This is a genomic window from Campylobacter sp. 7477a (assembly GCF_014892335.1).
GTDB classification, from domain to species: Bacteria; Campylobacterota; Campylobacteria; order Campylobacterales; family Campylobacteraceae; genus Campylobacter_A; species Campylobacter_A californiensis.
This window is the reverse complement of sequence record NZ_JADBJH010000005.1, coordinates 43241-70224: the sequence shown is the minus strand read 5'-3', so window position 1 is coordinate 70224 and position 26984 is coordinate 43241. Positions and strand designations below refer to the sequence as shown.

The following is a 26984-nucleotide window of genomic DNA, read 5'->3' as shown; positions in this document are numbered from 1 at the left end:
CAAATTACTTTCGGCGGCTGTTTAAAAAATTTATTATGCCAAACATTATAATGCTTAAAATTACCAAAATAAGGCTTAGGATTAACGCTTGCTCATTCTCGCCGTCATACACAGCGTTAAATATCGCAAGTGAAACGGTATCTGTTTTACCGACAATGTTTCCGCCTAGCATTAGCGTTATGCCAACCTCTCCAAGTCCGCGTGCAAGAGCTAAGATAAGAGCAGCTAAAACGCTTTTAAAAATATTTGGAAACATTACAAAAAGGGCGATCTGGGCTCTGTTTTTACCAAGGCTTTGTGCGGCTTCGATGAGAGTTTTGGGAAAGTTTTCAAGTGCGGCTGCAACGGGCTTTACAAATAACGGCAATCCAGCCAAAAAAGAAGCCAAGATAAGGGCATTAAAGCTAAAGGCGATCTCTAAATTTAGAGCTTTTCCGATGATCCCGTTTCGTCCAAGTAGATAAAGCAGCAAAAACCCAGTTGCAATAGGAGGGAAAATAAGCGGAAACATGACTATCGTTTCAAAAAAGGCTTTAAATTTACCATTGTAAAATGCCAACAAATAAGCGATTGGTGTGCCTATAAGGATAAAAAGCAAAAAGCTTGTCCCAAGCGTTTTGGTGCTTAAGATAAGCGGATGGATAAGCCAATTTAGCTCGTTCAAATTTAACTACTTAAGTCCGAATTTGGCAAAAATTTCTTTAGAACGATCGCTTTTTAGTTCGTTTATAAATTTCTCACACAGGGCATTGTTCTTGCAAGCTTTTAGCTTTGCGGCAGAGATATAAACATAATTATAAAGACTTTCGTTAATGTAAATAATCGAGCCAAATTCGTCCTTTCTGGCTTTTGCTTCAGTTGAGTTGATAAAACCTGCATCAACTTCGTTGTTGATCACGTAAGCAACTACTTGCGGCACACCTGCAACGGGTAAGATTTTAGCGCTAAGATTGTTCTTTAAATTCGCGTTTTGTAAAAACTCGGTTGCACGAATTCCATAAATAGCCTTTTTGGGGTCAGGCATGGCGATACGGTTTAAATTTTTAAGATCGTTAACGTCTTTTATAGTCTTGTTTTTGGGAGTTACAAGCACCAAAGCACCTTTTCCGATACGCTCATATCCTTTGATATCAAGGTCGGTTTTGTTTAAAAATGCCTCGTCGCCAACGATTATCGCCATCTTACCTTCCTTGGCTTGGATAGCTATCTGTCCTAAATTTGCAAAGGCACCGTCGATGTTTGCGCCTTCTTTTTTAAGATTATCTATCACGGCGCTAATTGGCTTTTTATATCCACCACCGGCGCCTACTAGCAAGCTATCGGCACTTAGCATAAAAACCGTAGTAAATAACAAAAGAACTATCTTTTTCATCATCTATCCTTTTAAATTTAATGTTGGCAAATGATATTAAATATATTCTTATATATTTATAAAAGATATTTTTTTATATTTAGCTACTTTTCTTGTCTGATTTTACTTACTGTTTTGCCACCTATTGCGTAGTTGTCGGTCGAAATTTCGTCTATGGTAACGACACATGTTTTTTCGCCTCGACCTACGACTTCTACGAAGCTATCGGTTAGCTTTTTAGCCAAAGCCTCCTTTTGTCCTACGCTTAGTCCGCCGTCCTCTTTTGTCATTGTTACTTTTATGATAGGCATTTTCACTCCTTTTAAATTTCAGTCTATTTTAGCTAAAATTTGGTCTAAAATTTAAAAGGATGAAAAATGGGTTTAAAAAGCGATAAATGGATACGAGAAAAGAGCTTAAACGAAAAAATGATAGTGCCTTTTGCAGAAGAACAAGTAGGCAAGGGCGTAGTAAGCTATGGTGTGTCAAGCTATGGCTATGACATCAGGGTCGGAAACGAGTTTAAAATTTTTACAAATATCGGCGGAACGGTAGTCGATCCAAAGAATTTTGATGAGAAAAACGTGGTGGATTTTGTGGGCGATGTTTGTATTGTGCCGCCGAATTCATTTGCACTAGCTAGAACGGTTGAGTATTTCAATATGCCTGATAACGTGCTGGCAATTTGTCTGGGTAAAAGCACATATGCAAGATGCGGTATCATCGTAAACGTAACGCCGTTTGAGCCGGGATTTAAGGGACACATAACGATAGAGATCTCAAACACGACGCCGCTTCCTGCTAAAATTTATGCAAATGAAGGTATCGCGCAGGTGCTCTTTATCGAGGGTGATGAGCCATGTGAGGTAACTTATGCGGATAAAAAAGGCAAGTATCAAGCACAGGAGGGGATAACACTTCCTAGAATATTAAAGTAGCTTGTCTCGCTTTGTTATACTTTGTTGAAATTTAAAAATCAATACTCACGTATTACATATACACTCCGTTTGATTTTTAAATTTCGCCTAGTCTAACTTTGCGATACTTCGCGTTTTACGTTTTCTTTATCTTTATTAAATACTTCGCAATCTCTCTGTTATTGTTTTTCTTGTTATTAAATTTGGTATATTTTTTGCTTAAATTTTAAAAATAATATAAAAAGGCGAACTGTTTTTTGCAAGACAAGGCGAAAATGAGCAAAGCAAGGGAGTTGTCATATAGGTAATGACCGCAGATGAGCGAATTTTCAACGCAGTATAGCGGAAAATAGAAGCCACAAATAAGGATAAAGACGATGTTTAACGGCAAAAACATTTTGATCACCGGTGGAACGGGAAGTTTTGGTAAAAAATACACAGAAATCCTACTTAAGAAATTTAATCCAAAACGTCTCATCATATACTCTCGCGATGAACTAAAACAATACGAGATGGCTCAGGTTTTTAATGCTGCAGCGATGCGTTACTTCATCGGAGATGTAAGAGATGAGAAAAGATTAAAAACTGCCATGAACGGCGTTGATTATGTAATACACGCGGCTGCTATGAAGCATGTGCCGATCGCAGAATACAATCCTATGGAGTGCATAAAAACTAATATAAACGGTGCGCAAAACGTCATTGATGCGGCGTTTGAGTGCGGAGTTGATAAAGTCATTGCACTGTCAACCGACAAGGCCTGCAACCCTGTAAATTTATATGGTGCTACAAAGTTAGCTAGCGATAAACTTTTTGTTGCGGCAAACAACATCGCAGGTAGTAAAAAAACTCGCTTTAGTGTCGTAAGATACGGCAATGTCGTTGGCTCTCGCGGATCGGTGGTGCCACTGTTTAAACGCTTGATAGCAGAGGGCGCAAAAGAGCTTCCGATAACGCATGCTGATATGACGCGATTTTGGATAACGTTAGAGCAAGGCGTAAATTTCGTGCTTAAGAATTTTGAGCGAATGAAAGGCGGAGAGATCTTCATCCCTAAAATTCCATCCATGACCATGATGGATCTAGCTCGTGCTTTAGCGCCAGAACTTGGCATAAAGATCATAGGGATACGTCCTGGTGAAAAGATGCATGAAGTGATGGTTGGCAAAGATGATGCGCACTTGACTTACGAATTTGACGATCATTATGTGATTAGCCCGTCGATCCAATTTACTACGGCTCAAAATTTTGCGGTAAATTCTATCGGTGAAAAAGGCAAGCCGGTCGAAAAAGAATTTGAATATAGTTCGGATAAGAACAAAATTTGGCTTGACAGAAACGATCTTTTGGATATGATAGGCTGATAGTTTTAGAGACGATTTCTCGTCTCTTTTGTTTGTTTTTATAGATCTTCTTTGCTGAATCGGAAAATATCCTTTGGTTTGCCTATCTCGTTTTTGGTAATAAGACCACGCTTTTTAAGCTCTTTTACTAGGTTTTCTGATGCTTTTTGGGTTGTTTGTATATCAGCGTTTAGCCCACCTGCGGCTGAGAATAGCCAATACTTGTGTATCTCAACCCAGTCGATTAGCTTTTTAGTCTTTTCAAGTGCGGTATCGCTTGGAGCGACTGAAATTTTAGCAAGTTCCAACTCTTGGAAATATACCGACATTGTAATGATGGCGTCAGAATATCTGCCGACTGATTTTTTAGTTAGTAAATTTTTAATTTTATCTATTTTGTCGGAAATATTAATTAGCTGCGGAAACATATCCTCAGAAATTTTTCCTCCTTCTTTTAGTTTGGTTATCTTATCTATTTGTGGGACAATAGATAAAAAGAGCTTTTCTATCTTATCCTGTGTCGAGCTTAGAACTTTAACTTTTTTAGTAAGAAAGCTATATGCTTTTATAAGTGCAGCGTTTATTTTTGCCTCACTTGGTTTGGTAATATTTGGTAACATTTTAGGCTTTTTGCCTTCACATAATTCACTCATAACTTCTAAAAATGGACGCTCTATAGCCCCTTCTATCCTTGCTCCACCTTCGGTGCAGTTGTAACTTTTGATATCGTTTAGCATGGACTGAGTGATATCTGCTTCAAATTGATTTTTAAATTTATCCCAGATGTATGTTGTTCTTACTTCACCTTTGCCACCATAAGCCGGTACATATAAAAATTCATCTGCTTGAGCAAAGGCATGTCCTGTGGCATGAGACTTGCCGTCCGGTGCAAAAGCTAGGTCTTGACCGATAAGCACGATATTTTTATGTCCTAGTGCGTAGGCTATTTGATATGCTTGGTTTGCGGTGCTGTGCCCAACACCTACGTAGCCGTATTTGTCTAGTTTAAATGCCCTTTCTGTTGGGTGTGGACGCATGGTGAGAACAAGGCAACGAGGCAAGATGTTTTTGATGGTTTGTTCGTGAGTAAGTGAAGCTACGATGAAGTATATATCTTCGTCTATCTTTTTGTTTTTGTGCTCAAAAAAAGTAGATGTGGCGCTAACTCGCTCTATTGATGTAACATAGTCGGGTTTAATGCCATGTTTTAGAAGTATCGGATATGATGCATCAAGGCTTATAACTGTAACATATGTGGCAAATTTTTTAAGTGTATCTAACTGTTTATCAAGACTTGGTCCCGTGGATACAATTACTGCGGTATCCATAAGTTTATGACGCTTTTTAATTAGATCAGCATAAGCATAGTTAGTTATCATTGTCGGTAAATTTTTGACATGATAAGAAATGCCTGTTAGCATATCATCTATGCTATTACCTTGACTAACTACGGTTTGAGAAATAGCTTTTGAAAATTCCTTGTTTATTCTTATGATATCCTCTTCAAATTTATCGTAAAAATGTGTGTGTATTTGCAGTGTATAGGTTTTAGCATACATTAGAAATTCATTTTTTGCCACGATGTAGTAAAGCTGTGTATATGTGGCAAATTTTGAATAAAAAAGTGTAAGTCTTTGACTAGCCAGCTCCTCTGAAAGATCAACTAAATTTAAAACCGAGTATATAATTTCAATTTCCGGCTCTAGCACTACTATGCGTTTATGTGTCGGGTTAAAAAGTAGTGCTTTATAAAGTATGCCGTTGCCAAGCCCATAGAAGTATAGTATAGGATAGCGCTTGTATTGATTCTCTATCTCTTGAAGCATATTGTTTATATCGCTGACAGGCTTTTCATAAATATACTCGAACGTTTGTCTGTCTATAAGATTGATGTCTATAGGGTCTTTGCCGATAAAAATTTCATATTTATCTTGTTCGGTCATAGCCCAAAGTCTGGCAGCTAGCACCTCATCTTGTTGAAAGAGGGCTTGTAAGTTTTTTTTAAATATCGGATTTGATATATCTTGCTCGCTCATCTGTTCTTTTTGAGAAGTTTCCAAAGTGTTTATTCTTGGATTTTTTAATGTAAAATTCTTTGTCTTGTTAGCCATTTTTCTATCCTTTAGGTTGTCTTTTGAAATTTAGACCGATTTGGTGGTTAAAAATCCTCTTTTGTTATTTTGTCTGCAAATTCTATATCGCGTTTGGCTGTTTTGCCTATTAGATCAGCCTTAAATTTAGGGTGCAAGCCGTATCCGGGGCGGACGCTTCTTATGTTTTGCTCCGTGAATTTTTCGCCTTTTTTTATGTCCGCACTTGCGTATAGTGAGCGGGCGAATTTGTGGTTTTTTATCTCTTTTTGATTTAGCTCAAATTTTGCTTCGCCCAATAGTGCTTCGGCATCTCTTACCGCTTTTACCATCTCACTAAATTCTCTTTCATCAAGGCTAAACGCCTCATCGACACTTCGCACGCTTTTATCTAAGATAAAGTGCTTTTCGATTATGCGTGCGCCAAGGCTAACGGCAACCACGGGCGCAACGATACCAAGCGTGTGATCGGAGAAGCCAACTTCTGCGCTAAATTTATTTCTCATCGCCGCAATTGTTTGTAAATTCATCTCATTTAGTGGTGCGGGATAGCTTGAGGTGCATTTTAAAAGCGCGACATCATGGTTGTTTTCTACTTTGCAAGCGTATACCGCAGCGTAAATTTCATCTTCGGTGATTATGCCTGTTGAGATTATCATTGGCTTGTTTTTGCTCGCCACGTAGCGGATAAATTCAGGATCGTTCGCTTCAAAGCTTGCGATCTTGTATGCTGGCGGGTTAAACTGCTCTAAAAAGTCCACATCATCTTTGCAAAACGGGCTTGAAAAGCAGATGAGTCCCTCTTCGTGCGCGACTCTAAAAAGCTCTGCGTGCCACTCTCTTGGAGTTAGCGCTTCTTGGTAGAGTTCATATAAATTCGCCCCGTCCCAAAGTCCGCCACGTATCATAAAGTCTTCCTTGCGTGAGTTTAGCGTAAGACTATCTGGAGTGTATGTCTGAAGCTTGATGGCGTTTGCTCCTGCACGTTTTGCCGCTTTTATGGTTTTAATCGCGGTTTCTAAACTTCCAGAGTGGTTTGCGGAAAGTTCGGCGATGATAAAGACATTTTTGCTTGTGTCAAAATTTGCTATTTTCATAAATTATCCAAATGTTTTCTTTATAAATTTCTAATATCAAAACCAGGCCCTTATCAACCAAATATGATATGACGTGACACGGCTTTTAATGCACGTTTAGTCATAAAACTTCCATCGCTGCTTATCACTATGGCTTGCGTGATATCTTGCATAAAAGCCCTTTTAAATTTAGCCATATTATAGCAGGTTTGCGTTTAAAAATAGTCTTGCGATGTTTAAGCTTTGTATGATTTATAATTTTTTGTATTTTTACGCTATTTCTTTTTATAAATACAAATGTGACTTTGTTGCAGACAGAAGATAGATTACTAACTATAATTCGAAACTTAAAATATAAAATTACAATTCTATTTTAAAGGAGATTAATATGAGAAAGTTACTTTCTTTTGTTTTAGGTGCATTTTTAATGCTTAACCTTGTGAGCACTAACGCATTTGCGGACGCCGCCAAAGGTCAAAAATACTACCTTAAATTCATGAAACCTGCCACAGGTATGAATGGTGCCGAGTTTGCTCGTCTTCAAACGCAAGCAGGCTGGCAAGAGCTTTTTGAGGGCGATGCGACTAAGTTTGTAGAAAAATACTCAAAAGAGTATCCAGCTTTGCAAGATTTTCTAAAAAGTGACAAATTTCCAAAGTCTATGACCCATATTAAGGATTTTTGTATTGAATACGCCGTTGATAGCGGTAAAGTCCCTTCTTGCTAACACCATAAGGAGATAAAATGAAATTCATCCATCCGTTACTTTTGGGAGCGGTATTTTCTGTATCTTTCGCGCAAAGCGATACAGACGCGCTCAAGACTTTAGAGCTCCAAGTAAAACAGCTTCAAGCGCAGATAGAAGCTCTAAAGGCAAATCAAGACAAGATTAGTACTTTGCAAGCATCTTTATCAAATTCTACTATGGGTGATGGTAAAGAGGTTAGTGTTACGAAAAATGCCGATGATATAACGTTACTAAAAAAACAAGTAGGCGATATCAAAAAACATACGGCAGGAGATAATGTCAAATGGGATATCGACTTTAGAACAGCTTACGATAATCTCGACTACAAGATAAATGGTGTAGGAGATAAGCATAACGGAGTTTGGACAAACAAGCTAATACTGGGAATGTCGGCTTCTCCGATAGATAACTTAGTGTTTAGAGGGGCGTTGGGTGCTTATAAAATTTATGGGCAAAATAACGTGGCTCAAAATTCATATTTTCAGAATTTTGACTGGTATGGTACTCAAAAACCAAGCGATAATGCCATTCGTTTAAGAGAGGCGTATTTTTTATATATGAACGAAGTCGGGGATATGCCTTATACGGTTAGCTTTGGAAGGCGCCCGTCAACGGATGGTTTTTTAACAAATTTACGTGCCGATAATGCTGAGCCAAAATCTCCTATAGGGCATAATATCAATATGGAATTTGACGGCGCTAGCTTTAAATTTGATCTTGATAAGATAACCGGTATCCCCGGCTTTTATGCGAAATTGTGTCTAGGTAGAGGTTTTTCGGATACCACGGGTGCATACTCTATGAACATGAGCACTATGGGCTTTAATCCTGGCTATATCAATGCAGACCAAAATCCAAACATGGACTTAGCAGGCTTGATCTTACAGCTTTATGATAACGGACAGTATAAACTCATGGGTAATTACTTCATAGCTAAGAATTTGATGGATATGGATATTACCGGCATGGGTCTTACTGGTCCAAACTTTAAATTTAGTGATGTCGGCGACATGAGTGGCGGTGCGCTATCTCTTCAAGTAAATGGCATAGGCGATGGCTGGAGCGACTTTTTAGATGATACGATATTTTTCGCATCTTATGCGTTTAGCAAAACAGACCCTAACTCAAATAAACTAGGCGCTATAACTCCTATGGGAACCATAAGTCCGATGTCTGGGATGTTGGGATCACAAGATAGTAAATTTGGCTCATCTATATATCTAGGTTTACAAACTCCCGGAATTTTTGAAGGTGATCGCTTTGGCTTAGAGTATAACCGCGGAAGTAAATACTGGAGAAGCTTTACTTACGGCGAAGATACTTTGATAGGCTCTAAGCTTGCAGCTAGAGGTAATGCGTATGAGGCATATTACACAAAACCGATCGCAGGCAAAAACCTGGTCGCAGGGCTTAGTTATGCTTACATAGACTATGACTACACCGGTAGCGACACATTTTTTGGATGGACGGGAACGCCTATGGATGTAGATAAAACTCCTGGAGCTGTAAAAAGTGCACAACAAGTTCGTTTGAGCTTAAGATATAGGTATTAAACAAGCGACGGCTACCAAATGCGCTAGCTCGTTTTGATCAGAGCATATGAGTTTATGTGGTAAATTTACGCCAAATTTAAATATAGCGACATATAGCTCATTTGCTCATTTTTATCATAAATTTCAAAGCCAAATTTGCGGTATAGATTGGTCGCCTTTTCATTTTCGTTGTAAGCGCACGATTTTAGCTCTTTGATTTTAAGTGCTTTAGTGGCATAGTCTATGATGGTTTGCATTAAAATTTGACCCTTGCCTTTAAGCTTGGGGTTGGCGTAAATTCCAAATTCGCAAGAGTCTTTTGTGATATCTATGAAATCTATCACGCCGATATAAATTTCACCCTCTTTTACCAAAAAATACCGCTTATCCCCGCGTTCTTTTAAGCTTTCTATAAATTTCAAATGTTCCTCTTGGCTAACGCTTCTGTTTTTCATAAATTTAGCCACTCGCTCATCGTTTCGCCAAGCTAGGATCATCATCCTTTCTTGCTCATTTAGATCGGTAAAATTTATCAGGCTAATTTCTTGCATATCTCTTCTCCGCTAAAAGCTTTAAAGCCTTTTTTAACGAGCCATTTGTAGATCTCATCTTGATTTTGGGCGACCTTTACGGCGCTAAATTTTGCGCCCAAAACTAAGGCCTCATTGACAAAAGAGCTTGCCGAAATTATTAGTTCATGGCTTTCATTCATAAACCTTGCGATCTGCTTTGAATTTATAAAAAGGCTTAAATTTGAGTTTTTTTTAGCTAGCTCTTTAAGTGCGTTTAAATTTGGATTTGCAGATGTCGTGATAACGGCGATTTTATGTCCTTTATTAAGCAAAATTTGAGCAGTTTTAAAACTAAGATCCATCACGTCGCTTCCACCAAATGCGATGAAAAAGTCAAATTTTTTCTCACGTTTTATTTCACGCTCTTTGTAGAACTCATCACGAACAAGCATAAAATTTTCACCGCAACAAATTTCACACTCCTTTGGCACGAGAGCTTCGTATTTTTGGGGGTCGGCAAAAGTATTAACATTTAGTAAAATATCGCAAAAATGCTCCTTGTACTCATCGTCAAAGCTTAAAATTTTAACTCCAGTTTGCTCTTTTATTTGCTTCTCATCTTTTGCGTTTATGCCGTAGTGGTCGATGATAAGAAGCTTAAATTTTTGCTCATTTATTAAATTTATAAGGTATTTTATATTAGAGCTTTCAAGCTCAAATTTGGGGTAATTTATCTCATCAAAGATATCGCCATTTAGTCGCACGCATGCGAAGCTAATATCCTTAAAATGGCTTGCAAGCACCAAATCACGCCTGATGTGTCCGTGCCCGATAGTAGCGCTACTATCGGCTCTAATAAGTGTTTTTAGGTGTGAGGGTTTTTCAAACATAGTTTATTTTATAAAGCTTTTTAGCAAATTCAAAATCATCCATCGTATCGATATCGCAGACCAAATTTCGCTCTAAAACAAACGCCCGTGAATGCGGTGCAAATATCGCCTTATCTTCAAGCCACGCCTCACGTCGCCCGAAGTAAAACTGCCCCGCATCGTGATACGCACGCTCTAAGTCTTGCGAGCGAGTTTTTAAGTGCTGCGGATAAAACATACTCACGTGTCCATTTTCATCAAGCTTTATCGCGCGTTGAATAGGGAAAGAAAACTCACAAGCCGAGAATAAAAACTCCGGATTTTCGCCCATAAATTTTGTGTGCGCTTGCTTTAAAATTTCACCCGTTAAAAGCGGAGCTGTAGCGTAAAGACAGCAAATGCACTTAAATTCTTCACCCATTTTCATACAAGCGTCTTTTATCACCGCACTTGTTGTTGCGTAGTCGTCGCTTAGTGCGAGCTCTCTCATAAATGGCGTCTTTGCACCAAATTCCCTTGCGACTTTGGCAATAGCTTCATCATCGGTGCTTACTATTATCTCATCAAAAACGCCCGAATTTATCGCCGCTTCGATGCTGTATGCGATGAGCGGTTTGCCTAGAAAATCCTTGATATTTTTATGCGGGATTCGCTTGCTTCCGCCGCGAGCCGGGATGACACAAAGGCTTTTCATTTTAAACTCCACACTCTTTTGAAGTGTCAAATTTGGCTAGAACTTCGAGCAAATTTGTAGCGACGAATCGGGTATCTTGCATACTCATCGATTGGTGACACGGCAAGCTAAGCTCTGCTCTATAAAAGTCCTCCGCAACTTTTAGAGCCATTTCGCCGTAAATTTGCTTATAGAAGCTAAACTGATATGTCGGCTTGTAATGCACCTGCACGCCGATACCGCGCCTGTGAAGCTCCTCAAAAATATCCTCTTTAGCGCACCAAAAATTTGAAAATAGCAAAATCGGATAAAGGTGGCGTGCGCTCTTTTTGTTTTCGGCGATCTTAATCGTGCTAAAATACGGGTTTTTCTCAAATTTCTCATCGTAAAATTTAGCGATCTTCTCACGCACCTCTATCATCTCGTCAAGCCTTTTTAGCTGGCTCGTGCCCAAGGCGCACGCAACGTCGCTTAGGCGATAGTTGTATCCAAGATGGCTCATATCGCTATCCCAAAGGCGCTTTTTGCTGATACCGTGTGAGCGGTAAAGCCTAGCAAGACGTGCGATCTCATCGTCGTTTGTGGCTAGTGCGCCGCCTTCAAAGGTGGTTATGGGCTTAATAGCGTGGAAGCTAAAGACGGTCGCGTCTGCGTGATTGCCTATCTTTACGCTATTTATTTCGCTCCCTAGTGCGTGTGAAGCGTCGTCAAGCACCTTTATACCGTGCTTTTTGGCGATTTTAATTATCTCTTCTATCTCTACGCCGTTTCCGCCAAAATCAACAGGCGTTATCACTTTCGTCTTTGGGCCGATTAGCTCTGATAATTTTTTCTCATTGATATTTCCGTCAAATTTCACATCGCAAAATTTCACGTTTGCACCGCACATTAGTGACGCATTTGCTGTTGCCGCAAATGTTATAGGCGTAGTTATCACTTCATCGCCCGCCTTTAGTCCAAGAGCCAAATACCCCACGTGAAGTGCGGAAGTGGCGGAATTCATCACGATAACATGCTTAATTCCAGTGTAGTTTTGAAGTGCCGTCTCAAACTCATCTACTCTTGCCCCGCCTGTTAGAAAGTCGCCTTTTAGCGCTTCGGTAACTGCGGTGATGTCATCGCTTGTGATTTGTTGTCTGCTGTAAGGTATCATGAATGCTCCCACAAAAGTTTTATGTGATTTTATCATAATATCACAGACTAGGCGGCGAGTTGTTACTTTTTCTCGTTTTCTATGATACTAAGTGTCTTTTGTAGGATAGGGGCTTTTTCTTTGCTAAGGGCGATAAAGTGGGGACTTGATAGGCTGTTTAGGTTGTATTTTATATCTTTGCCGTCATAGGCTTGGCACATCACCCCACCGCTAAATTCTATCAGTGCGTCTCCTGCGGCTATATCCCAAATACTACATGGGCTAAATCTCATATAAACTCCAGCGCTGCCTTCTGCAAGACGACAAAATTTTATCGCGGAGCCGACATCCTTGCTTTTTAAATTTAGCTTTGAGATGACGGTTGTTAGAGCTTTGTTTTGGTTGCGAGTGTTAAAAAGCACTAGATCGCCGCCATTTTGACGCTCTTTGTTTAAATTTACTACTCCGTTTTTTGTTTGCTTAAAAGCTCCCAGTCTGCTTGCGTAAAAAAGTTCATCGCTAGTTGGTATATAAATAACCCCGATAGAGGGTCGTAAATTTTCGATAAGTGCGATACATACGCAAAAGTTGCCGTTTTTATCGATAAATTCTTTTGTTCCGTCAAGTGGATCTATAAGCCAAAATTTCTTTAAGTCGGTATCTTTTAGCTCGTTTTCTTCGGAGCATATCGGCAAGTCGCTTTCGCTTAAAATTTTGCATATTATTTCGTTTGAAGCTAAGTCGGCACTTGTTACTGGAGAGTTGTCGGATTTGATACTGACGCTAAAGTCGTCATAGTGTTTTAAAATTTCCGCTCCGCCCGCAAGTGCCGCTTTTTTGGCTAGGGTTATTAAATTTTCTAGCATTTTGGAGTTCGGTTTGTCTCCCCGACATAAAGTTGTCTTGGACGAACTATTTTTATCGTGTCTTGCTCTTTTAGTTCTATCCACTGACTTATCCAACCAGGAGTTCTGCCGATGACAAAGATAACCGCAAACATATCATTTGGAATTCCAAGTGCTTTTAGGATCAGTCCTGAGTGAAAATCAACATTTGGATATAGGTTGCGAGATACGAAGTAATCATCGTTTAGTGCTATCTCTTCTATGCGGTTTGCGACCTTGATGAGCTCTGAGTTGATACCGATCTCATCAATTAGCTGGTCTCGCATCTTTTTAAGCACCTTTGCTCTTGGATCGAAATTTTTATACACCCTGTGCCCAAATCCCATAAGCCTAAATGGATCGTTTTTGTCTTTAGCCCTTGCGATATAGTGATCTACCTTATCAACCGATCCTATTTCTTCAAGTTGGCGTATAACGCCTTCATTTGCTCCCCCGTGAGCCCAGCCCCATAGTGCGCCAATACCGGCTGCGATACAAGCATAAGGGTGTGCGTGGGTCGATCCGACAGTTCGCACTGTCGTAGTAGAAGCATTTTGCTCGTGGTCGGCATGAAGACTAAACACCGTATCAAGTGCTTTAACTTCTATCGGTTTTAGATCGACGTGCTCGTAAGGGTAGCTTCTCATCATATACAAGAAATTCTCTGTAAATCCGCGATCTAAATTTGGATATATGATAGGAAGACCGCGTGAGTAGCGATAGCTAAATGCTGCGATAGTCGGAATTTTAGCGATAATACGCATAGCCATTTCGTGATACTCTTCAGGTTTATCCATGTTTAGGTGGTCTGAATAAAATGCCGATAGAGCCGAAACTGAAGCCTGAAGTATAGCCATCGGATGTGCTTTGTCAGGAAATGCGTCAAAAATTTTTAACATACCCTCGTGGATAAACGAGCGTTTTTTAAGTTCTAGTTTGAAAGCCGCGTATTGATCGGGATTAGGAAGCTCTTTGTTTAAAAGCAGATAAGCTACATCAAGAAATGTCTTTTGCTCGGCTAGATACGCTATATCATAGCCTCTATACATCAACTCGCCCTTAAGACCGTCTATGTAAGTTATTTGCGATCTGCACATCGCCGTTGAGGTGTATCCACGGTCAAAGGTAAACATGCCCGTGTCAGAAAAAAGGGTCGATATATCTATCACATCCGGACCCATTGTTCCTTGTAAGATAGGAAACTCATAACTTTTTCCATTGCGGTTATCGGTCAGTGTTGCTGTATTTGCCATCATCTATCCTTTTTAAATTTAGGTTTTATGTTGATTAAAATTTTAATACTTATGAGTGATATTATAGCTTGTGTTAGGCTTGCTAGTATGAAAGAGGAGTAAAAATTTTTATCTATATTGCCTGTTTTGTATGCTATGGTAGCAACTGCGATTAAAAGTGTTAGCGGCATCGAGTGACTAAGTGCGTAAAGGACGGTGTTTTTAAGTTTTAAGATATTTAAAAACACTAAACTAGCCAAAAGCCTGCAGCCTATCATCGAAACAACGATGAAAGCGGCGTTGTTTAGCACTTCTGGGATAAAAAGGTTGTTTAGCTTAAACGTCGAGCCTATATACACAAAAAATGTAGGCACTAAAAACCCAAATCCAAAGCTTGCTAATTTATGTGGCAGATCCTTCTTATGGTCAAAAAATGTCGTGATAAACATACCCGCTATAAACGCACCAAAGGCAACTTCAAGATGTAGATAGACCATAAGCGCTATCATCACAAAAAACACCGCGATACTTAAACGTATGTCCTTCTCGTCCTTATCGTAGTGTGGCATAAGTAGAAGTTTTATGCTTGGATACCACCAAAATAAAACATTAAGAAATTTAAAGCCAAGCACGCTAAGCACAAGAAATATTATAAGATATGATATCGTTACCCAAAGCTCAAGACCTGCACCAAACTGCAAATAAGCCGCCGCAAAGGTTAAAAGCACGATACTTACTAACTCCCCGATAGCGGCGATAAGCATGCTTAAATTTAGCCACTCCCTATCCTTGCCATACTCTTTAAAGAGTGTAAATATCATGCCGACCGCCATGAGTGGGATTATGATGATAAAAAGCGGAGTTAGGTTAAAACTAAATGTCAGTATCGCAGAGAAGATATAAAGCAAAGAGATATAGATCATCCCTAGTTTTAAAATTTTTCTATCTGCGTTTATAAGCATTCTAAGATCGATCTCCATACCTGCTAAAAACATCAAAAAGAAAAAGCCGACCTCGCTGATGAGCTTAAAAATTTCATTCTCCCCGATAAATCCAAAATACCCAACCACGGCGCCAAGCGTGATCTCTATAGGTGCTATAGGTATGCGTAAAATTCTTGAAAAATACGGCGAGGCAAATATAATAAAAGCTAAAGTTACAAGTATGCCAAGCTCATTTGTTCCGTCTGTTTGCAAGTATAGTTCCTAAATTTAATGGCATTTTGTAGCGAAGCTAAAGCCCATTTTTTTGAAATTTTCGATATCGCGACTTGCGACTTCGCCTTTTGTTGTTAGATAGTCGCCTATGACTACAGCCGATACGCCGTGATCAAAAATTTCATATTGTCTATCGCCTAAAACCGCCTCTCTTCCTCCGGCTATCATTATGCGAACTCCAGGGAGTGCCTTTACCGTGTCGTCAACTATCTTTAGTGCCTCTTCTACGCTAAGACGCGGTTGTTTTATCTTTAGTGCCTCGTTTTGTATGAAGAAATTTATCGGACTTGAAAAAGGTTTAAGCTCACACAAACTTTTTCTAAAGCTTGTTCTATCCTCTTGGCTTTCGCCGATACCGTAAATTCCTCCCGTGCATAGCTCAAGTCCAGCCTCTTTGGCATATAAATTTGTCTGCCATCTCTCGTCCCAGCTATGTGTAGAGCAAATTTTTGGAAAAAATTCACGCGATGTTTCAAGGTTGTGGTTATAGCTAAAAACGCCGGCATTTTTAAGTTCTTTAAGCTGATCTAGGCTTGCCATGCCGTTGCAAGCTATAAGCATGAGTTGTGGCACTTCCTTGCTAACGGCTCTTGCAATACGCGCGATCTCTTCGGTTTTTTTATCATTTAGCCTAGCACCGCTGGTTACTAAACAAAAGCCAAGCGCGTGATTTGCTGCTGCCATTTTAGCTTCCGTTACGACTTGCTCAACTGTTTTTATCTTGTATTTTTCTATACTTGCGTCTATTTTTGCACTTTGGGTGCAGTAGGCACAGTCCTCGGAGCAGTTGCCCGAGCTTACCGAGCAGATAGCGCATAGCATTATAGTTTTCATCAAATTCCCCTTTTTATAACTTATCTTGAGTTTTTTTGATCTGTCAAAACTCTTGAATTGTAACCTCTATCTTTTTAAATTCCGCCTTGTTTGGCGCTTTTATAAATTTATATACCTTTGGACTATTATCTTTAAATTCCAACATTGCAAATGTAAAATTTTCAAATTTTCTTCCACAAATTTCACCGGGATTTATAAAAAGACAACCGTCTTTAGTCCCTATCGTAAAGCTATGCGTATGACCAAATACTATCACATCGCTATCAGCTTCTAAAAACCTAGGATGGTGCATGAGCTTAAAATTTATGCCTTTAAATTCAAATTTATACGGCTCGTTAAAAAGCTCAAATTTATCGCACTCGGATTTTAAATGCCAGTCGTTGTTTCCTAAAACCGCTATGTATTTAACTTTGCTATCCCTCATATCTTCAAGCGTTTGTATCTGTTCGATATCTCCTGCGTGAAGCAACAAGCTAACACCTTGCGTTTTTAAAATTTCTATCGCCTCACGGGCGATTTTACTTTTTTGGTGAGTGTCTGAAATGATACCGACTTTTATCATTTTATAAATAGAATTTTTACTCTGCGTCTGATACCTGCACCTTTTTTTTGCATTTTGTGCATTCGTGAAAAGTCCCTTTTTTGAGCTCTTTTTTTACCATATCTCCGCCGCACTCGTCGCATTTTTGAGCTACTGGCTCATAGTTGCTTATAAAGTCGCATTTTGGATAGTTGCCACATCCGTAAAATTTCCCTCGCCTTGAAAATCTCTCGACTATTTCGCCGCCGCATTTTGGGCATGGGACTTCAAGCTTTTTAAGCTCTCTTTTTGGCTTTTGATCATTAGTCGTTTGTTCATCAGTTATTTGTGTTTTTATATTTCTTGAGTATTTGCATTTTGGAAAATTTCCGCACGCGATAAACTCTCCGTATCGTCCTTTGCGTTTTACCAGCTCTCCACCACACTCTGGGCATTTTTCTCCGATAGCGACAGTTACTTTTAGGCTCTTTATATTTGTTTTACCGCTTGAAATTTTATCCATAAAAGGATGATAAAACTCGCTTAGCACTCTTTGCCAGTCGGCTTCGTTTTCGGCTATTTTGTCAAGCTTTTCTTCTAGTTGAGAAGTAAATTCACTATCTACGATATTGCTAAAATGCTCCTCTAAAACACCTATCATACTAAACGCCACTTCACAAGGTATGAGTTGTTTTTTCTCGATCTTTACGTATTCGCGCGATGTTAGTAGTGATATGGTCGGCGCATAGGTACTTGGTCTTCCTATGCCAAGGCTTTCAAGCTTTTTGATAAGTCCAGCTTCAGAGTATCTTGCGGGAGGCTCAGTAAAGTGCTGCTCCTCTTTTATGCTTTGCAAGCTCATCTCATCGCCGACATTTACGTTTGGTAAAATTTTATCCTTATCCATGTCGCCGTAAGCTTTATAAAATCCATCAAAAAGCACCTTTCTTCCGCTTATCTTAAATTCCCCTTTTTGGCTTGCGACGTATATGTTTTGTGTTTGGCTTATGCAAGCGCTCATCTGACACGCCAAGAAGCGGTTGTATATAAGTGTATAAAGCCTAAGCGCGTCTTTTTCAAGAAATTTCGCTGCGATTTGCGGTGTAAAGCCTAAATTTGTAGGTCTTATCGCCTCGTGAGCCTCTTGTGCTCCCTTTGAGCTTGTTGCGTAAAGCACTGGCTTGCTTGGCAGATATTTCTCTCCGTATTCGCTTATTATCCTCTCTCTTGCGGCCTCTATAGCCTCTTTTGCAAGGTTTAGGCTGTCTGTTCTCATGTAGGTTATCGCACCCATAAAGCCCTCATGAGTTTGCACACCCTCGTATAAATTTTGCGCTATCATCATTGTTTTTTTAGGGCTAAAGCCAAGTGCGTTTGATGCGCTTTGTTGAAGTGTTGAGGTCATGAACGGCGGACTTGGTTGCGTTTTTCTGTCTTTGCTTTCTATATTTCTTACGCTAAATTTTTCATTTGCTAAATTTTGCACTATGTATTTTGCGCGATCCGGGTTTGTTATGGTTAGCTTTTCGATCTTTTGGTCTTCAAATTTGATCAGTTCCGCTTCAAGATCTTTTTTAAACACCGTATCTATGCTGTAGTATTCTACGGGCTTAAATGCTCTTATCTCTCTTTCTCTATCGACTATGATTTTAAGTGCGGCACTTTGCACGCGACCCGCGCTTAGCCCTTTTTGTATCTTTAAATTTAAAAGAGGACTTAGCTTGTATCCGACTATACGGTCTAAAAGACGTCTGGCTTGTTGCGCATTTACACTGTCCATGTTTATAGTTCTTGGATTTGCCAGTGCCGTATCTATCGCACTTTTAGTTATCTCGTGAAAGACTATGCGAGGTAGTGAAGTCGCCTCTTTGCCGATAGCGTTTGCGATATGAAAGGCGATCGCCTCTCCCTCTCTATCCTCATCCGTTGCTAGATATATCTTATCGGCATTTTTGGCTAGTTCTTTTATCTCTTTTACTATCTTTGAGTGATCCATGCTTACACGGTATTCTGGTTTAAATTCATCATTTTCTATCTTTATGCCAAAGCTTGTTTTAGGAAGATCTCTTATATGTCCTTTTGAAGCGATAACATCGTAGTCTTTGCCTAAAAAGTTCTTTATAGTTCTTGCTTTTGCGGGTGACTCTACAATGATTAGATTTTTCATTTGTAGCCTTTTTTGAAAATTTTTGACGTAATTGTAGCAGAAAAATTTAACACTATACTAATATGTAAAGATAAAAGATCTCAAATTTATATGAAATTTTATTTTTTACTTTTTACCCCTAAACTTTTTTTTACTTCTTCCGATATAGTTTTCATACGACATGATGTCGTTAAATAAAACAAAAGGATTTACAATGAGTTTTCGTATTAACACTAACATTAACGCGTTGAATTCACACTCAAACGCAGTTGGCAACAACAGAGATCTTTCTCTATCTCTTGGCAAGCTAAGTTCCGGTCTTAGGATCCAAACAGCAGCTGACGACGCTTCAGGTCTTGCTATCGCAGACAGCCTTAGAAGTCAAGCTAGCGCTCTTGGTCAAGCTATCGCAAACGGTAACGACGCTATCGGTATCATCCAAGTAGCTGATAAAGCTATGGACGAGCAGCTAAAAATTCTTGACACTATCAAAGTTAAAGCTACTCAGTCAGCTCAAGACGGTCAAACTACTCAGTCTCGTCAAGCACTACAAGCTGATATCGTTCGCCTTATGGAAGAGCTAGATAACATCGGTAACACAACTTCTTTCAACGGTCAACAGCTTCTAAACGGAACATTCTCTAACAAAGAATTCCAAATAGGCGCTTACTCTAACCAAACCGTTAAAGCAAGTATCGGTGCTACTACATCTGACAAGATAGGTCTTACACGTTTTGAAAGCTCTAAGCTTCTAACAGCTTCAGGTAAAGTAACTCTAACTTTCCTAAATGTTGACGGTGTAAATAACGTTAAAGTAGCAGGCGCTACTATCGGCACAGGTCTAGGTCAAGGCGTAGGCGCTCTAGCTGAAAATATTAACAAACTTTCAGACAAAACAGGTGTTCGCGCTACATTTGACACTACTATGATAGCTGCAACTGATATAGCGGCAGGCACTAAGCTGGTATCTTTTACTATCAACGGCGTTAAGATCGGTGACTTAACATTAGCAGAAAGAGACAGTAACGGCGCTTTAGTAAATGCTATCAATGCTGTAAAAGACCAAACAGGTGTAGAGGCATCTACTAACGAAAGTGGTAAACTAGTTCTTACTAGCCGTGACGGTCGTGCTATAAGCTTTGGTAGCGGCAATAATAATACTGGCTTTCAAGCACTTGGCTTTGATACCAAACTATCAATCTCTAAAAATGGTTTCGTAGGTCGTCTAAACCTAGTTCGTCTTGATGGACGTGATATTAAGATTAGTGCAGGTGGTGGAAAAGGTTTCTCTGTAGGCGTTTTCTCTGCTAAAGGTGGAGCAAGTGAGTCTGTGTCTTTAAGACAAGTAAGAGGACAGATAGACAAAACCCTAGCTACAGCTATGGGCTTCCAAAGAATGAGTATAGCTGCTCTAACATCAAACCAAGCAGCAGGCGTTATGACTTTACGCGGTGCTATGGCTGTTATGGATATCGCTGAAAGTGCTCAAAAAACACTTGACCTTATCCGCTCTGACCTTGGTTCTGTTCAAAACCAACTTATATCTACTGTAAATAACATCACAGTAACTCAAGTAAACGTTAAATCAGCAGAAAGCCAGATCAGAGACGTTGACTTCGCTGCAGAGAGTGCAAACTTCTCTAAATACAACATCTTGGCACAATCAGGCGCTTACGCTATGAGCCAAGCAAACAGCGTTCAACAAAACGTGCTTAAATTACTTCAATAATTTTAGGCGCTCCCATATCCCTCGCACCCGCGGGGGATATCTCTTTTATCCTCATAAAATCAAATCAAATTTTTAAATTCTGAACTTAACTGTTATTTAAAGACAAAAAGAGTAGTATTTTGATAATTTTCAAATTTTAAGGCGAAAACATGAAAGAATTCGGTTTTTATAACCAAACAGACGAAAGTATTATGCTAAATGAGCAGATTGAGATCACAAAAGACGAAAATGCTCACTTTTTAGTTGCAAATTCATCAAGGCTAAACGCCGATATAATCGCACCCGAGATAGACTTTTATATAAAAAATTCAACCGATAGTGTGCTTGATAAGGCTAAAAACACACTTATGCTTTATGAGGCTAGAGCTACTTGTTTTGATACGGCAAAGGATATCGACTATGACAAAAAAGTCGGTAAAAACGTCATAATCGTAAGCAACGCAGGACGCGAAGCTCTGGCAAATAAACTAAGACAAAATGACTTTAAGGTTATCGAACTTGCACATTTTGAGATCAAATTTGTATATGGTGCGGTTGGAGAACTAAATGCTATCGTGCTTAAAGAAGAGGGAGAATTTGATATAGAGTGCGACTTTTTTCTGGTAGAAAATGCCCGTGACTACATGCTTAAGCAAAGTGGCTGTATGGAGATATCAGGTAAAAACGATGATGAAATTTTAGACTTTCTTACTTCACACACACCAAACTATCCTTACAAAAGCTTTATAAACTACGACTCAAGTATATGTCAGTATCATGAGAGAAGATCTGAAATTTGCGTCAAATGTGCCGACGCCTGTCCAACGGTAGCGATACTAAAAGAGGACGAGAAAAAACATCTCGTGTTTTCACATATCGACTGCACAAACTGCGGAGAGTGTGTGAGTATATGCCCTAGTGGCGCTATCGACTACTCTGTTATGCCACGCATGGCGTTTATAGAGCTAGCTCGCATGTATAAAGGTAAAATTCCCTTAATCATCCCTCGCTCTATGTCGCTTGAAAATTTAAACATATCACTACCGCAAAACGTAGTTCCGTTTGCCGTAGAAGCGGATAAATTCTTAAGTCATACACACCTTTTAACCCTGCTTCAAGAAAGTGGCGCAAATTTGATAATCTACTCAAATGCAAGAAGTAGGGCGTTAAATTCTGCGGTTGACATGCTAAACCAAATTTACGAGCTAAAATTTAAAGAAAAAGCCGTTTATGTAGCTAAAAACCAAGATGAGTTAAAAAACGCTTTAGAAAAGGCGAAATTTATCCAAGGTAGCGAGCAAAGCGTAAGCGAATACGCTCTTGCTAAACGTGAAATTTTTGCTAATCGTCTTCAAGCTTTAGTAGGCGAGGATACTTTAGGCACGGTATATGCCGATGATGCGATAGAGTATGGTACTGTCGAGATAAACCGCGATACGTGCACGCTTTGTCTAAGTTGTGTAGGCGCTTGTAACGTAAATGCGCTAATCGCCGATAAATCTGATAACTCTATAAAATTTAACCCAAGCATTTGCACGGCTTGCGGGTATTGCGAGGTAAGCTGTGCCGAAAAGGACACTATCGTGCTAAAACGTGGCAAGATCGAGCTTGCGCCAAAAACCTTTGAGCATAGTGAGCTTGCAAAGGATGAGCTATTTAAGTGTGTAGAGTGCGGTAAAGAATTTGCTACTAAAAAAGCAGTTGAGAAGATCGCAGCGCTTATGACCCCACGTTTTGCTAATCAACCCGACAAGATAAAGACGCTTTATTGCTGTAGCGACTGTAAAGCTAAAGTGATGATAAAAGCGCAGATCGCAGCAGCCCACGAAGGAAAAATTTATGAATAAAAACATAGATATCTTAAAAGCTAGGTCGTATTACTACGAATTTTTTGCTATGCCGTTTTTTTTCTATGAAAACGATAAGAAATTTAAAATTTGGCAAGAGCAGCTAAATGAACTAGCTAAAAATCCACTCTCAAAAGAGTGTGAAGACGCATTTAATGAGCTAAAAAAGATAAGCTTTGATGAATTTAAGGACGAGCAAAATTCAGTACTTTTTGACCTAAGTTATGTAAACGTGCCTTTAAGCGTTAGCTTTTATGAAGAGGGCAGGGATGAGGGTGCTGCTAGACTTAGAGTGATAGAAATTTTAAAGAAAAGCGAGTATAGACGCGATCTTTTAAGATGCCCTGATAGTGAGGATTTTGTTGGATTTGTATTTTTCCTTATGATGACATTTTTACGCGATGAAGCTGATAGTAGCAACAAAGAGAGCCTTGCTGATGAACTTTTTGTGCGCGTGATAAACGGCTTTGTAGATGAATTTACACAGATGATATTAGAGCATGAAAAGGCTAAATTCTTTAAATTTTTTGCTGTGATCTTAGAGACATTTATGGCTTTAGAGCGCTCCATGCAAGGCGTAGAAGCTCCTGTGATAGACCAAAGCGTGCAAACTCCCGCACAAGCGGCACTTGGACGCAAGCCGTATAAAACTAAAATGCCTACAGTTAAGTCTAAAATACATTGGGAAGAATTTAGTACCATTTAGCACTTGCCTTTTAGGAGAAAAGGGGCTTAAATTTAAGCCTCGTCTCCATTTTTAAATTCTTTATAATGCCTTTTAAGGTTTAAGACTGTCTCAAATTAAATTTAATGCTTTTTTGGTTGTTTTACCAGAAAATTTACAAACATCTTTCACTTTTATAACCTGAGTAAATTTAAAGGATAAATTTTATCAAAAGTCGATATTTTGGTATAAATTTTATACAAAGTAGATCAAATATCATTAAAATAATATAAAAAATAATATCTAATTAATAATTATCAATTTACTTTTCTACTTATTGTGCTAAATTTGCATATATGGAATTTTAGCATATTGAAATAAAATATCTAAAATAATGGAGTTGCCCTAAAACAAGGGCTTGTTGTTATGTAACTTTATATATTTATGTTTGTGTATGCGCTGAGGCAAATTATAAAATATGCAAAATTTACATAATTTATTTAGAAAGGTTGTTTAGATGAAACAAAACAGAAGAGAATTTCTCAAAAAAACCTTAAAAGCAACAACGGCAGCTACTGCACTTACGGCTACTTCGCTTATAGCAAGTTCAAAAATGCCAAATGATGCAGATGGTAATGGCGTGGTAAAAGGAAAATCAAATAAAAAAGAAGTTCTTTACCGCAAAACCCAAATGTGGGAACAATACTATAAAGTCGCTTACTAGGAGATGAGATGAGTAATGTAAGAGTCGCAAGACGTTCATTCTTAAAGCTCGCAGCCCTTGGTGCCGGTAGCACTATGGCGTTTGGAGCACAGAATGATACTCTTAAAAAAGCAGACGGCTTAAGCGAGCAATATCCCGGCTCAAAACGAGTTAGAACGATATGCTCGATATGTTCAGCCGGCTGTGGTATAGAAGCCGAGGTTAAAGACGGTGTTTGGTTGCGCCAGGATATGGCGGTTGCACACCCGATTTCACAAGGAAGCCACTGCTGTAAAGGTATAGATCAGATCGATCTTACAAAAAGCAAACAACGCATAAAATACCCGATGAAAAAGGTAAACGGCAAATGGGAACGCATAAGCTGGGAGACTGCCGTAAATGAGATCGGCGACAAGATGCTTGAAATTCGTAAAGAGTATGGTCCAGATAGCGTTGAGTTTTTAGGTTCGGCTAAATTTAGCAACGAACAAGCTTGGTATTTTAGAAAATTTGCAGCATTTTGGGGTTCAAACAATATAGACCACGTTGCACGTATTTGACATAGCGCATCAGTCGCCGGAGCGGCGAATACTTGGGGTTATGGCGCGATGACAAACCACTTTGGAGACGTGGCGGCAAATTCAAAAGCTATAATGGTTTTTGGAGCAAATCCTGCGGTTGCAAATCCAGTAGGTGGCATGAAGCACTTCATACAAGCAAAAGATAGAAACAACGCACAACTTATAGTCGTGGATCCGATATTTACAAAAACAGCGGCAAAAGCCGATCATTATGTGCGTCTTCGTCCGGGAACGGATATAGCTTTTGTTTACGGTATGCTTCATCTGATATTTAAAAACGGATGGGAAGATAAAGAATTTTTAAAACACAGATCTTATGGTGTTGATGAGATCCGCGAAGAAGCGGCAAAATGGACGCCTGAGGAGGTTGAGGATGTTACGGGAGTTCCAGCTGAGCAGCTTATACAGGTAACAAAACTTTTTGCTACTACAAAGCCTGCTTGTATAGCTTGGTCTTTGGGTATCACACAACACTCTGTAGGTAGTTCAAATACAAGAATTTTATCTATTTTACAGTTGGTATTAGGAAATATTGGAAAACCGGGCGGCGGTTGCCAGATCATCCGTGGACACGATAACGTCCAAGGCGCAACCGATATGGGTAACCTAGCCGATACGCTTTCTACTTATTATGGTCTTGGCGATAAAGCATGGAGATATTTCTGTAAAGGCTGGGGTGTTGATTTTGATGAATTTACAAAACGCTTTGCGGTATCTGTTAAAGAGCCAAAACAAGGCGGAGCACCTGTAAAAGGAACAAAATTTACAGAGTATTTTTATCATAACCCAAAAAATCCTGAAGATAGAAATTGGAGAAATGAAAAAGGTTGGTCACTATCAAAATGGTGGCAAGGCGTCTTGAAAGAGGAGAAAACTTTCTCAAGTGGTGAGCTTAAAGTTCTTTGGGTGCAAGGAACAGGTATAACATCGATGGCCCACCTAACAAAAATTCAAGAAGCCGTTGATAAGCTTGATCTGCTAGTTGTTGCAGAGCCGTTTGTAAACGAAGTCGCGATACTAAGCGATAGAAAAGACGGTGTTTATATCCTGCCTGTTGCAACGCAGTTTGAAAATAGCGGAACGGTCGTAGCAACAAACAGAAGCGGTCAATGGAGAAGCAAGGTGGTTGATCCGTTATTTGAAAGTAAGCCCGACCATGAAGTTATGTTCGCTTTTGCTAAAAAATGGGGCTTTTACGAAGAGTATACGAAGTCACTAATGATGGATGTTGTTGACGGGGAACTAAAAGTAGTAAAAGATAAATTTGAATGGCCTGAGGACGCAACTCGTGAAATGGCTAGGATGGGTCGCTCTATCGGACTTACAGGCTGGCAGCCTGAGCGCTTAAAACGTCACCAAGCTAACTGGGAGAATTTCGATCCAGATACGCTTAAGGGTATAGGCGGGGATGTCAAAGGCGAGTATTACTCACTTCCATGGCCATGCTGGGATGAAAAACACCCTGGAACTCCTATCCTTTATCGTCCTGATGTGCCGTATACGGAGGGCGGAAGCGGATTTAGAAATCGCTTTGGGCTTGAGCATAACGGCGTAAGTCAGCTTGCTGATGAAACCGTAACCATAAAAGGAGCTAAGGTAGAGGGCGGATATCCGCAGATTACTAAAGCAAACATTGAGGCTGTTCTTGGCATAACTCTAAGCGAAGAGGAAAAGGCTAAAATGGGTGATGACTGGACGACAGACTACAGCGGTATAATCCTTGCAAAATGTCGTGAAGCAGGAGTTGCACCTTACGGAAATGCAAGAGCAAGAGCGATCGTTTGGGAATTTATAGATCAAATTCCAAAACACCGCGAGCCTATCCACTCACCGCGCTGGGATCTAGTTCAAAAATACCCTGCTATCGATGATCAGGAGAGAAATTTCCGTGTCGAGGTTAAATTTAAAGGTGAACAGCAAAAAGAAGACTGGAGTAAAAATTTCCCTACTATCATCAGCTCTATGCGCTTAGTAAATTTAAGCGGCGCAGGTATGATAGAAAGAACGAGCAAATATCTTTCTGCGATAACGCCTGAAATGTTTGCGTATGTTCATCCTGAGCTTGCGATGGATAAAGGCATAAATGACGGCGATATGATGTGGATACACAGCCCGCAAGGCACTAAGATAAAAGTAAAATGCTACCACAACGAGACTGTTACACCGGATAGAATTTGTCTTCCGTATAACTTTGCCGGTATCATGCAAGGTGTGGATATAAGCGACCGCTATCCTGAAGGCACTAAGCCGTATGTCATAGGCGAATCTTCAAATACGATCGTAAACTACGGTTTTGACCCTGTTACTCAAATTTCAGAGTTTAACGCGGGACTTTGTCGTATAGAAAAAGCCGATGCAATGGGCTTTAAGACAAATTTCTTAGATGAGATAGCAAAGTAAGGAGC

At 39.5% G+C, this 26984-nt stretch carries 24 protein-coding genes; 9 read left to right on the top strand and 15 right to left on the bottom strand.

The genetic code is table 11. The features are described from left to right. Positions 1-4 precede the first annotated feature (4 nt). From CCAL5182_RS03350 to CCAL5182_RS03340, 3 genes are all read right to left on the bottom strand, one after another. Complete coding sequence (locus tag CCAL5182_RS03350; RefSeq protein ID WP_169999901.1) at positions 5-664, bottom strand: molybdate ABC transporter permease subunit; 660 nt, start codon at positions 662-664, stop codon at positions 5-7. A 6-nt stretch (positions 665-670) separates the two neighbouring features. After that, complete coding sequence (gene modA / locus CCAL5182_RS03345; protein ID WP_336610254.1) at positions 671-1372, bottom strand: molybdate ABC transporter substrate-binding protein; 702 nt, start codon at positions 1370-1372, stop codon at positions 671-673. 83 nt (positions 1373-1455) lie between these two features. After that, complete coding sequence (locus CCAL5182_RS03340) at positions 1456-1662, bottom strand: tautomerase family protein (RefSeq protein WP_336610253.1); 207 nt, start codon at positions 1660-1662, stop codon at positions 1456-1458. A 66-nt stretch (positions 1663-1728) separates the two neighbouring features. Between CCAL5182_RS03340 and dcd the strand changes: the two genes are divergently transcribed. Together dcd and pseB are read left to right on the top strand one after the other, a co-directional pair. Continuing rightward, the gene (dcd, locus tag CCAL5182_RS03335) at positions 1729-2289 is read left to right on the top strand and encodes a dCTP deaminase (RefSeq protein ID WP_169936850.1); all 561 of its coding nucleotides are present in this window, start codon (positions 1729-1731) and stop codon (positions 2287-2289) included. 356 nt (positions 2290-2645) lie between these two features. Continuing rightward, positions 2646-3632 (top strand): UDP-N-acetylglucosamine 4,6-dehydratase (inverting), encoded by a 987-nt coding sequence (gene pseB / locus CCAL5182_RS03330; RefSeq protein WP_169936848.1) that lies wholly within the window; start codon positions 2646-2648, stop codon positions 3630-3632. Positions 3633-3670: 38 nt separating this feature from the next. Here the strand turns inward: pseB and CCAL5182_RS03325 are convergent, their stop codons facing one another. After that, entirely contained in the window at positions 3671-5722 is a 2052-nt protein-coding gene (locus tag CCAL5182_RS03325; protein WP_336610252.1) for a motility associated factor glycosyltransferase family protein, read from the bottom strand. Positions 5723-5769: 47 nt separating this feature from the next. Then, positions 5770-6798: a pseudaminic acid synthase gene (gene pseI / locus CCAL5182_RS03320; protein WP_336610251.1), complete on the bottom strand. Its 1029-nt coding sequence runs from the start codon at positions 6796-6798 to the stop codon at positions 5770-5772. 367 nt (positions 6799-7165) lie between these two features. Between pseI and CCAL5182_RS03315 the strand changes: the two genes are divergently transcribed. Continuing rightward, positions 7166-7504: a hypothetical protein gene (locus CCAL5182_RS03315; protein WP_169936842.1), complete on the top strand. Its 339-nt coding sequence runs from the start codon at positions 7166-7168 to the stop codon at positions 7502-7504. Between the two features lie 17 nt (positions 7505-7521). Further along, on the top strand, positions 7522-9078 hold the full coding sequence (locus CCAL5182_RS03310) for a DUF3373 family protein (RefSeq protein ID WP_169936840.1): 1557 nt from the start codon (positions 7522-7524) through the stop codon (positions 9076-9078). Positions 9079-9143: 65 nt separating this feature from the next. Here the strand turns inward: CCAL5182_RS03310 and pseH are convergent, their stop codons facing one another. The 10 genes from pseH to topA form a co-directional block, all read right to left on the bottom strand. Continuing rightward, positions 9144-9608: a UDP-4-amino-4,6-dideoxy-N-acetyl-beta-L-altrosamine N-acetyltransferase gene (gene pseH, locus CCAL5182_RS03305; protein WP_336610250.1), complete on the bottom strand. Its 465-nt coding sequence runs from the start codon at positions 9606-9608 to the stop codon at positions 9144-9146. Further along, the gene (gene pseG / locus CCAL5182_RS03300; protein WP_336610249.1) at positions 9590-10459 is read right to left on the bottom strand and encodes a UDP-2,4-diacetamido-2,4,6-trideoxy-beta-L-altropyranose hydrolase; all 870 of its coding nucleotides are present in this window, start codon (positions 10457-10459) and stop codon (positions 9590-9592) included. The genes pseH and pseG overlap by 19 nt, the downstream gene beginning before the upstream one ends. Further along, the gene (gene pseF, locus CCAL5182_RS03295) at positions 10452-11132 is read right to left on the bottom strand and encodes a pseudaminic acid cytidylyltransferase (protein ID WP_336610248.1); all 681 of its coding nucleotides are present in this window, start codon (positions 11130-11132) and stop codon (positions 10452-10454) included. The genes pseG and pseF overlap by 8 nt, the downstream gene beginning before the upstream one ends. Position 11133: 1 nt before the next feature. Next, on the bottom strand, positions 11134-12264 hold the full coding sequence (pseC, locus tag CCAL5182_RS03290; RefSeq protein ID WP_336610247.1) for a UDP-4-amino-4,6-dideoxy-N-acetyl-beta-L-altrosamine transaminase: 1131 nt from the start codon (positions 12262-12264) through the stop codon (positions 11134-11136). Positions 12265-12326: 62 nt separating this feature from the next. Continuing rightward, complete coding sequence (locus CCAL5182_RS03285) at positions 12327-13109, bottom strand: 3'(2'),5'-bisphosphate nucleotidase CysQ family protein (protein ID WP_336610246.1); 783 nt, start codon at positions 13107-13109, stop codon at positions 12327-12329. Continuing rightward, the gene (locus tag CCAL5182_RS03280) at positions 13103-14380 is read right to left on the bottom strand and encodes a citrate synthase (protein ID WP_169936828.1); all 1278 of its coding nucleotides are present in this window, start codon (positions 14378-14380) and stop codon (positions 13103-13105) included. The genes CCAL5182_RS03285 and CCAL5182_RS03280 overlap by 7 nt, the downstream gene beginning before the upstream one ends. Then, positions 14380-15555 (bottom strand): cation:proton antiporter, encoded by a 1176-nt coding sequence (locus tag CCAL5182_RS03275; protein ID WP_169936826.1) that lies wholly within the window; start codon positions 15553-15555, stop codon positions 14380-14382. Before CCAL5182_RS03275 ends, CCAL5182_RS03280 begins: the two co-directional genes overlap by 1 nt. 15 nt (positions 15556-15570) lie before the next feature. Beyond that, a complete protein-coding gene (locus CCAL5182_RS03270) occupies positions 15571-16410 on the bottom strand; it encodes a biotin synthase (protein WP_169936824.1) in 840 nt (279 codons plus the stop codon). Positions 16411-16453: 43 nt separating this feature from the next. Beyond that, positions 16454-16972, bottom strand: a complete 519-nt coding sequence (locus CCAL5182_RS03265; RefSeq protein WP_336610245.1) for a YfcE family phosphodiesterase — start codon at positions 16970-16972, stop codon at positions 16454-16456. A gap of 16 nt (positions 16973-16988) precedes the next feature. After that, complete coding sequence (gene topA, locus CCAL5182_RS03260) at positions 16989-19097, bottom strand: type I DNA topoisomerase (protein WP_336610244.1); 2109 nt, start codon at positions 19095-19097, stop codon at positions 16989-16991. 193 nt (positions 19098-19290) lie between these two features. Between topA and CCAL5182_RS03255 the strand changes: the two genes are divergently transcribed. From CCAL5182_RS03255 to CCAL5182_RS03230, 5 genes are all read left to right on the top strand, one after another. After that, positions 19291-20805: a flagellin B gene (locus CCAL5182_RS03255; protein ID WP_336610243.1), complete on the top strand. Its 1515-nt coding sequence runs from the start codon at positions 19291-19293 to the stop codon at positions 20803-20805. A 149-nt stretch (positions 20806-20954) separates the two neighbouring features. Further along, positions 20955-22631, top strand: coding sequence for a 4Fe-4S dicluster domain-containing protein (locus CCAL5182_RS03250; protein WP_336610242.1), 1677 nt, complete (start codon positions 20955-20957; stop codon positions 22629-22631). Continuing rightward, entirely contained in the window at positions 22624-23337 is a 714-nt protein-coding gene (locus CCAL5182_RS03245) for a formate dehydrogenase-specific chaperone (RefSeq protein WP_336610241.1), read from the top strand. Before CCAL5182_RS03250 ends, CCAL5182_RS03245 begins: the two co-directional genes overlap by 8 nt. A gap of 475 nt (positions 23338-23812) precedes the next feature. Then, complete coding sequence (locus tag CCAL5182_RS03240) at positions 23813-24019, top strand: twin-arginine translocation signal domain-containing protein (RefSeq protein WP_169936813.1); 207 nt, start codon at positions 23813-23815, stop codon at positions 24017-24019. A 74-nt stretch (positions 24020-24093) separates the two neighbouring features. After that, the gene (locus tag CCAL5182_RS03230; RefSeq protein WP_442862139.1) at positions 24094-26979 is read left to right on the top strand and encodes a formate dehydrogenase subunit alpha; all 2886 of its coding nucleotides are present in this window, start codon (positions 24094-24096) and stop codon (positions 26977-26979) included. Positions 26980-26984 lie beyond the last annotated feature (5 nt).

Coding starts and splice junctions, on each gene's coding strand:
- CCAL5182_RS03265 (WP_336610245.1), bottom strand. CDS start 16,972: ATGATAAAAGTCGGTATCATTTCAGACACTCACCAAAAAAGTAAAATC.
- CCAL5182_RS03280 (WP_169936828.1), bottom strand. CDS start 14,380: ATGGCAAATACAGCAACACTGACCGATAACCGCAATGGAAAAAGTTAT.
- CCAL5182_RS03270 (WP_169936824.1), bottom strand. CDS start 16,410: ATGAAAACTATAATGCTATGCGCTATCTGCTCGGTAAGCTCGGGCAAC.
- CCAL5182_RS03245 (WP_336610241.1), top strand. CDS start 22,624: ATGAATAAAAACATAGATATCTTAAAAGCTAGGTCGTATTACTACGAA.
- CCAL5182_RS03315 (WP_169936842.1), top strand. CDS start 7,166: ATGAGAAAGTTACTTTCTTTTGTTTTAGGTGCATTTTTAATGCTTAAC.
- pseI (WP_336610251.1), bottom strand. CDS start 6,798: ATGAAAATAGCAAATTTTGACACAAGCAAAAATGTCTTTATCATCGCC.
- pseF (WP_336610248.1), bottom strand. CDS start 11,132: ATGAAAAGCCTTTGTGTCATCCCGGCTCGCGGCGGAAGCAAGCGAATC.
- pseH (WP_336610250.1), bottom strand. CDS start 9,608: ATGCAAGAAATTAGCCTGATAAATTTTACCGATCTAAATGAGCAAGAA.
- dcd (WP_169936850.1), top strand. CDS start 1,729: ATGGGTTTAAAAAGCGATAAATGGATACGAGAAAAGAGCTTAAACGAA.
- CCAL5182_RS03250 (WP_336610242.1), top strand. CDS start 20,955: ATGAAAGAATTCGGTTTTTATAACCAAACAGACGAAAGTATTATGCTA.
- pseC (WP_336610247.1), bottom strand. CDS start 12,264: ATGATACCTTACAGCAGACAACAAATCACAAGCGATGACATCACCGCA.
- pseG (WP_336610249.1), bottom strand. CDS start 10,459: ATGTTTGAAAAACCCTCACACCTAAAAACACTTATTAGAGCCGATAGT.
- modA (WP_336610254.1), bottom strand. CDS start 1,372: ATGAAAAAGATAGTTCTTTTGTTATTTACTACGGTTTTTATGCTAAGT.
- CCAL5182_RS03255 (WP_336610243.1), top strand. CDS start 19,291: ATGAGTTTTCGTATTAACACTAACATTAACGCGTTGAATTCACACTCA.
- pseB (WP_169936848.1), top strand. CDS start 2,646: ATGTTTAACGGCAAAAACATTTTGATCACCGGTGGAACGGGAAGTTTT.
- CCAL5182_RS03340 (WP_336610253.1), bottom strand. CDS start 1,662: ATGCCTATCATAAAAGTAACAATGACAAAAGAGGACGGCGGACTAAGC.
- CCAL5182_RS03240 (WP_169936813.1), top strand. CDS start 23,813: ATGAAACAAAACAGAAGAGAATTTCTCAAAAAAACCTTAAAAGCAACA.
- CCAL5182_RS03285 (WP_336610246.1), bottom strand. CDS start 13,109: ATGCTAGAAAATTTAATAACCCTAGCCAAAAAAGCGGCACTTGCGGGC.
- CCAL5182_RS03325 (WP_336610252.1), bottom strand. CDS start 5,722: ATGGCTAACAAGACAAAGAATTTTACATTAAAAAATCCAAGAATAAAC.
- CCAL5182_RS03310 (WP_169936840.1), top strand. CDS start 7,522: ATGAAATTCATCCATCCGTTACTTTTGGGAGCGGTATTTTCTGTATCT.
- topA (WP_336610244.1), bottom strand. CDS start 19,097: ATGAAAAATCTAATCATTGTAGAGTCACCCGCAAAAGCAAGAACTATA.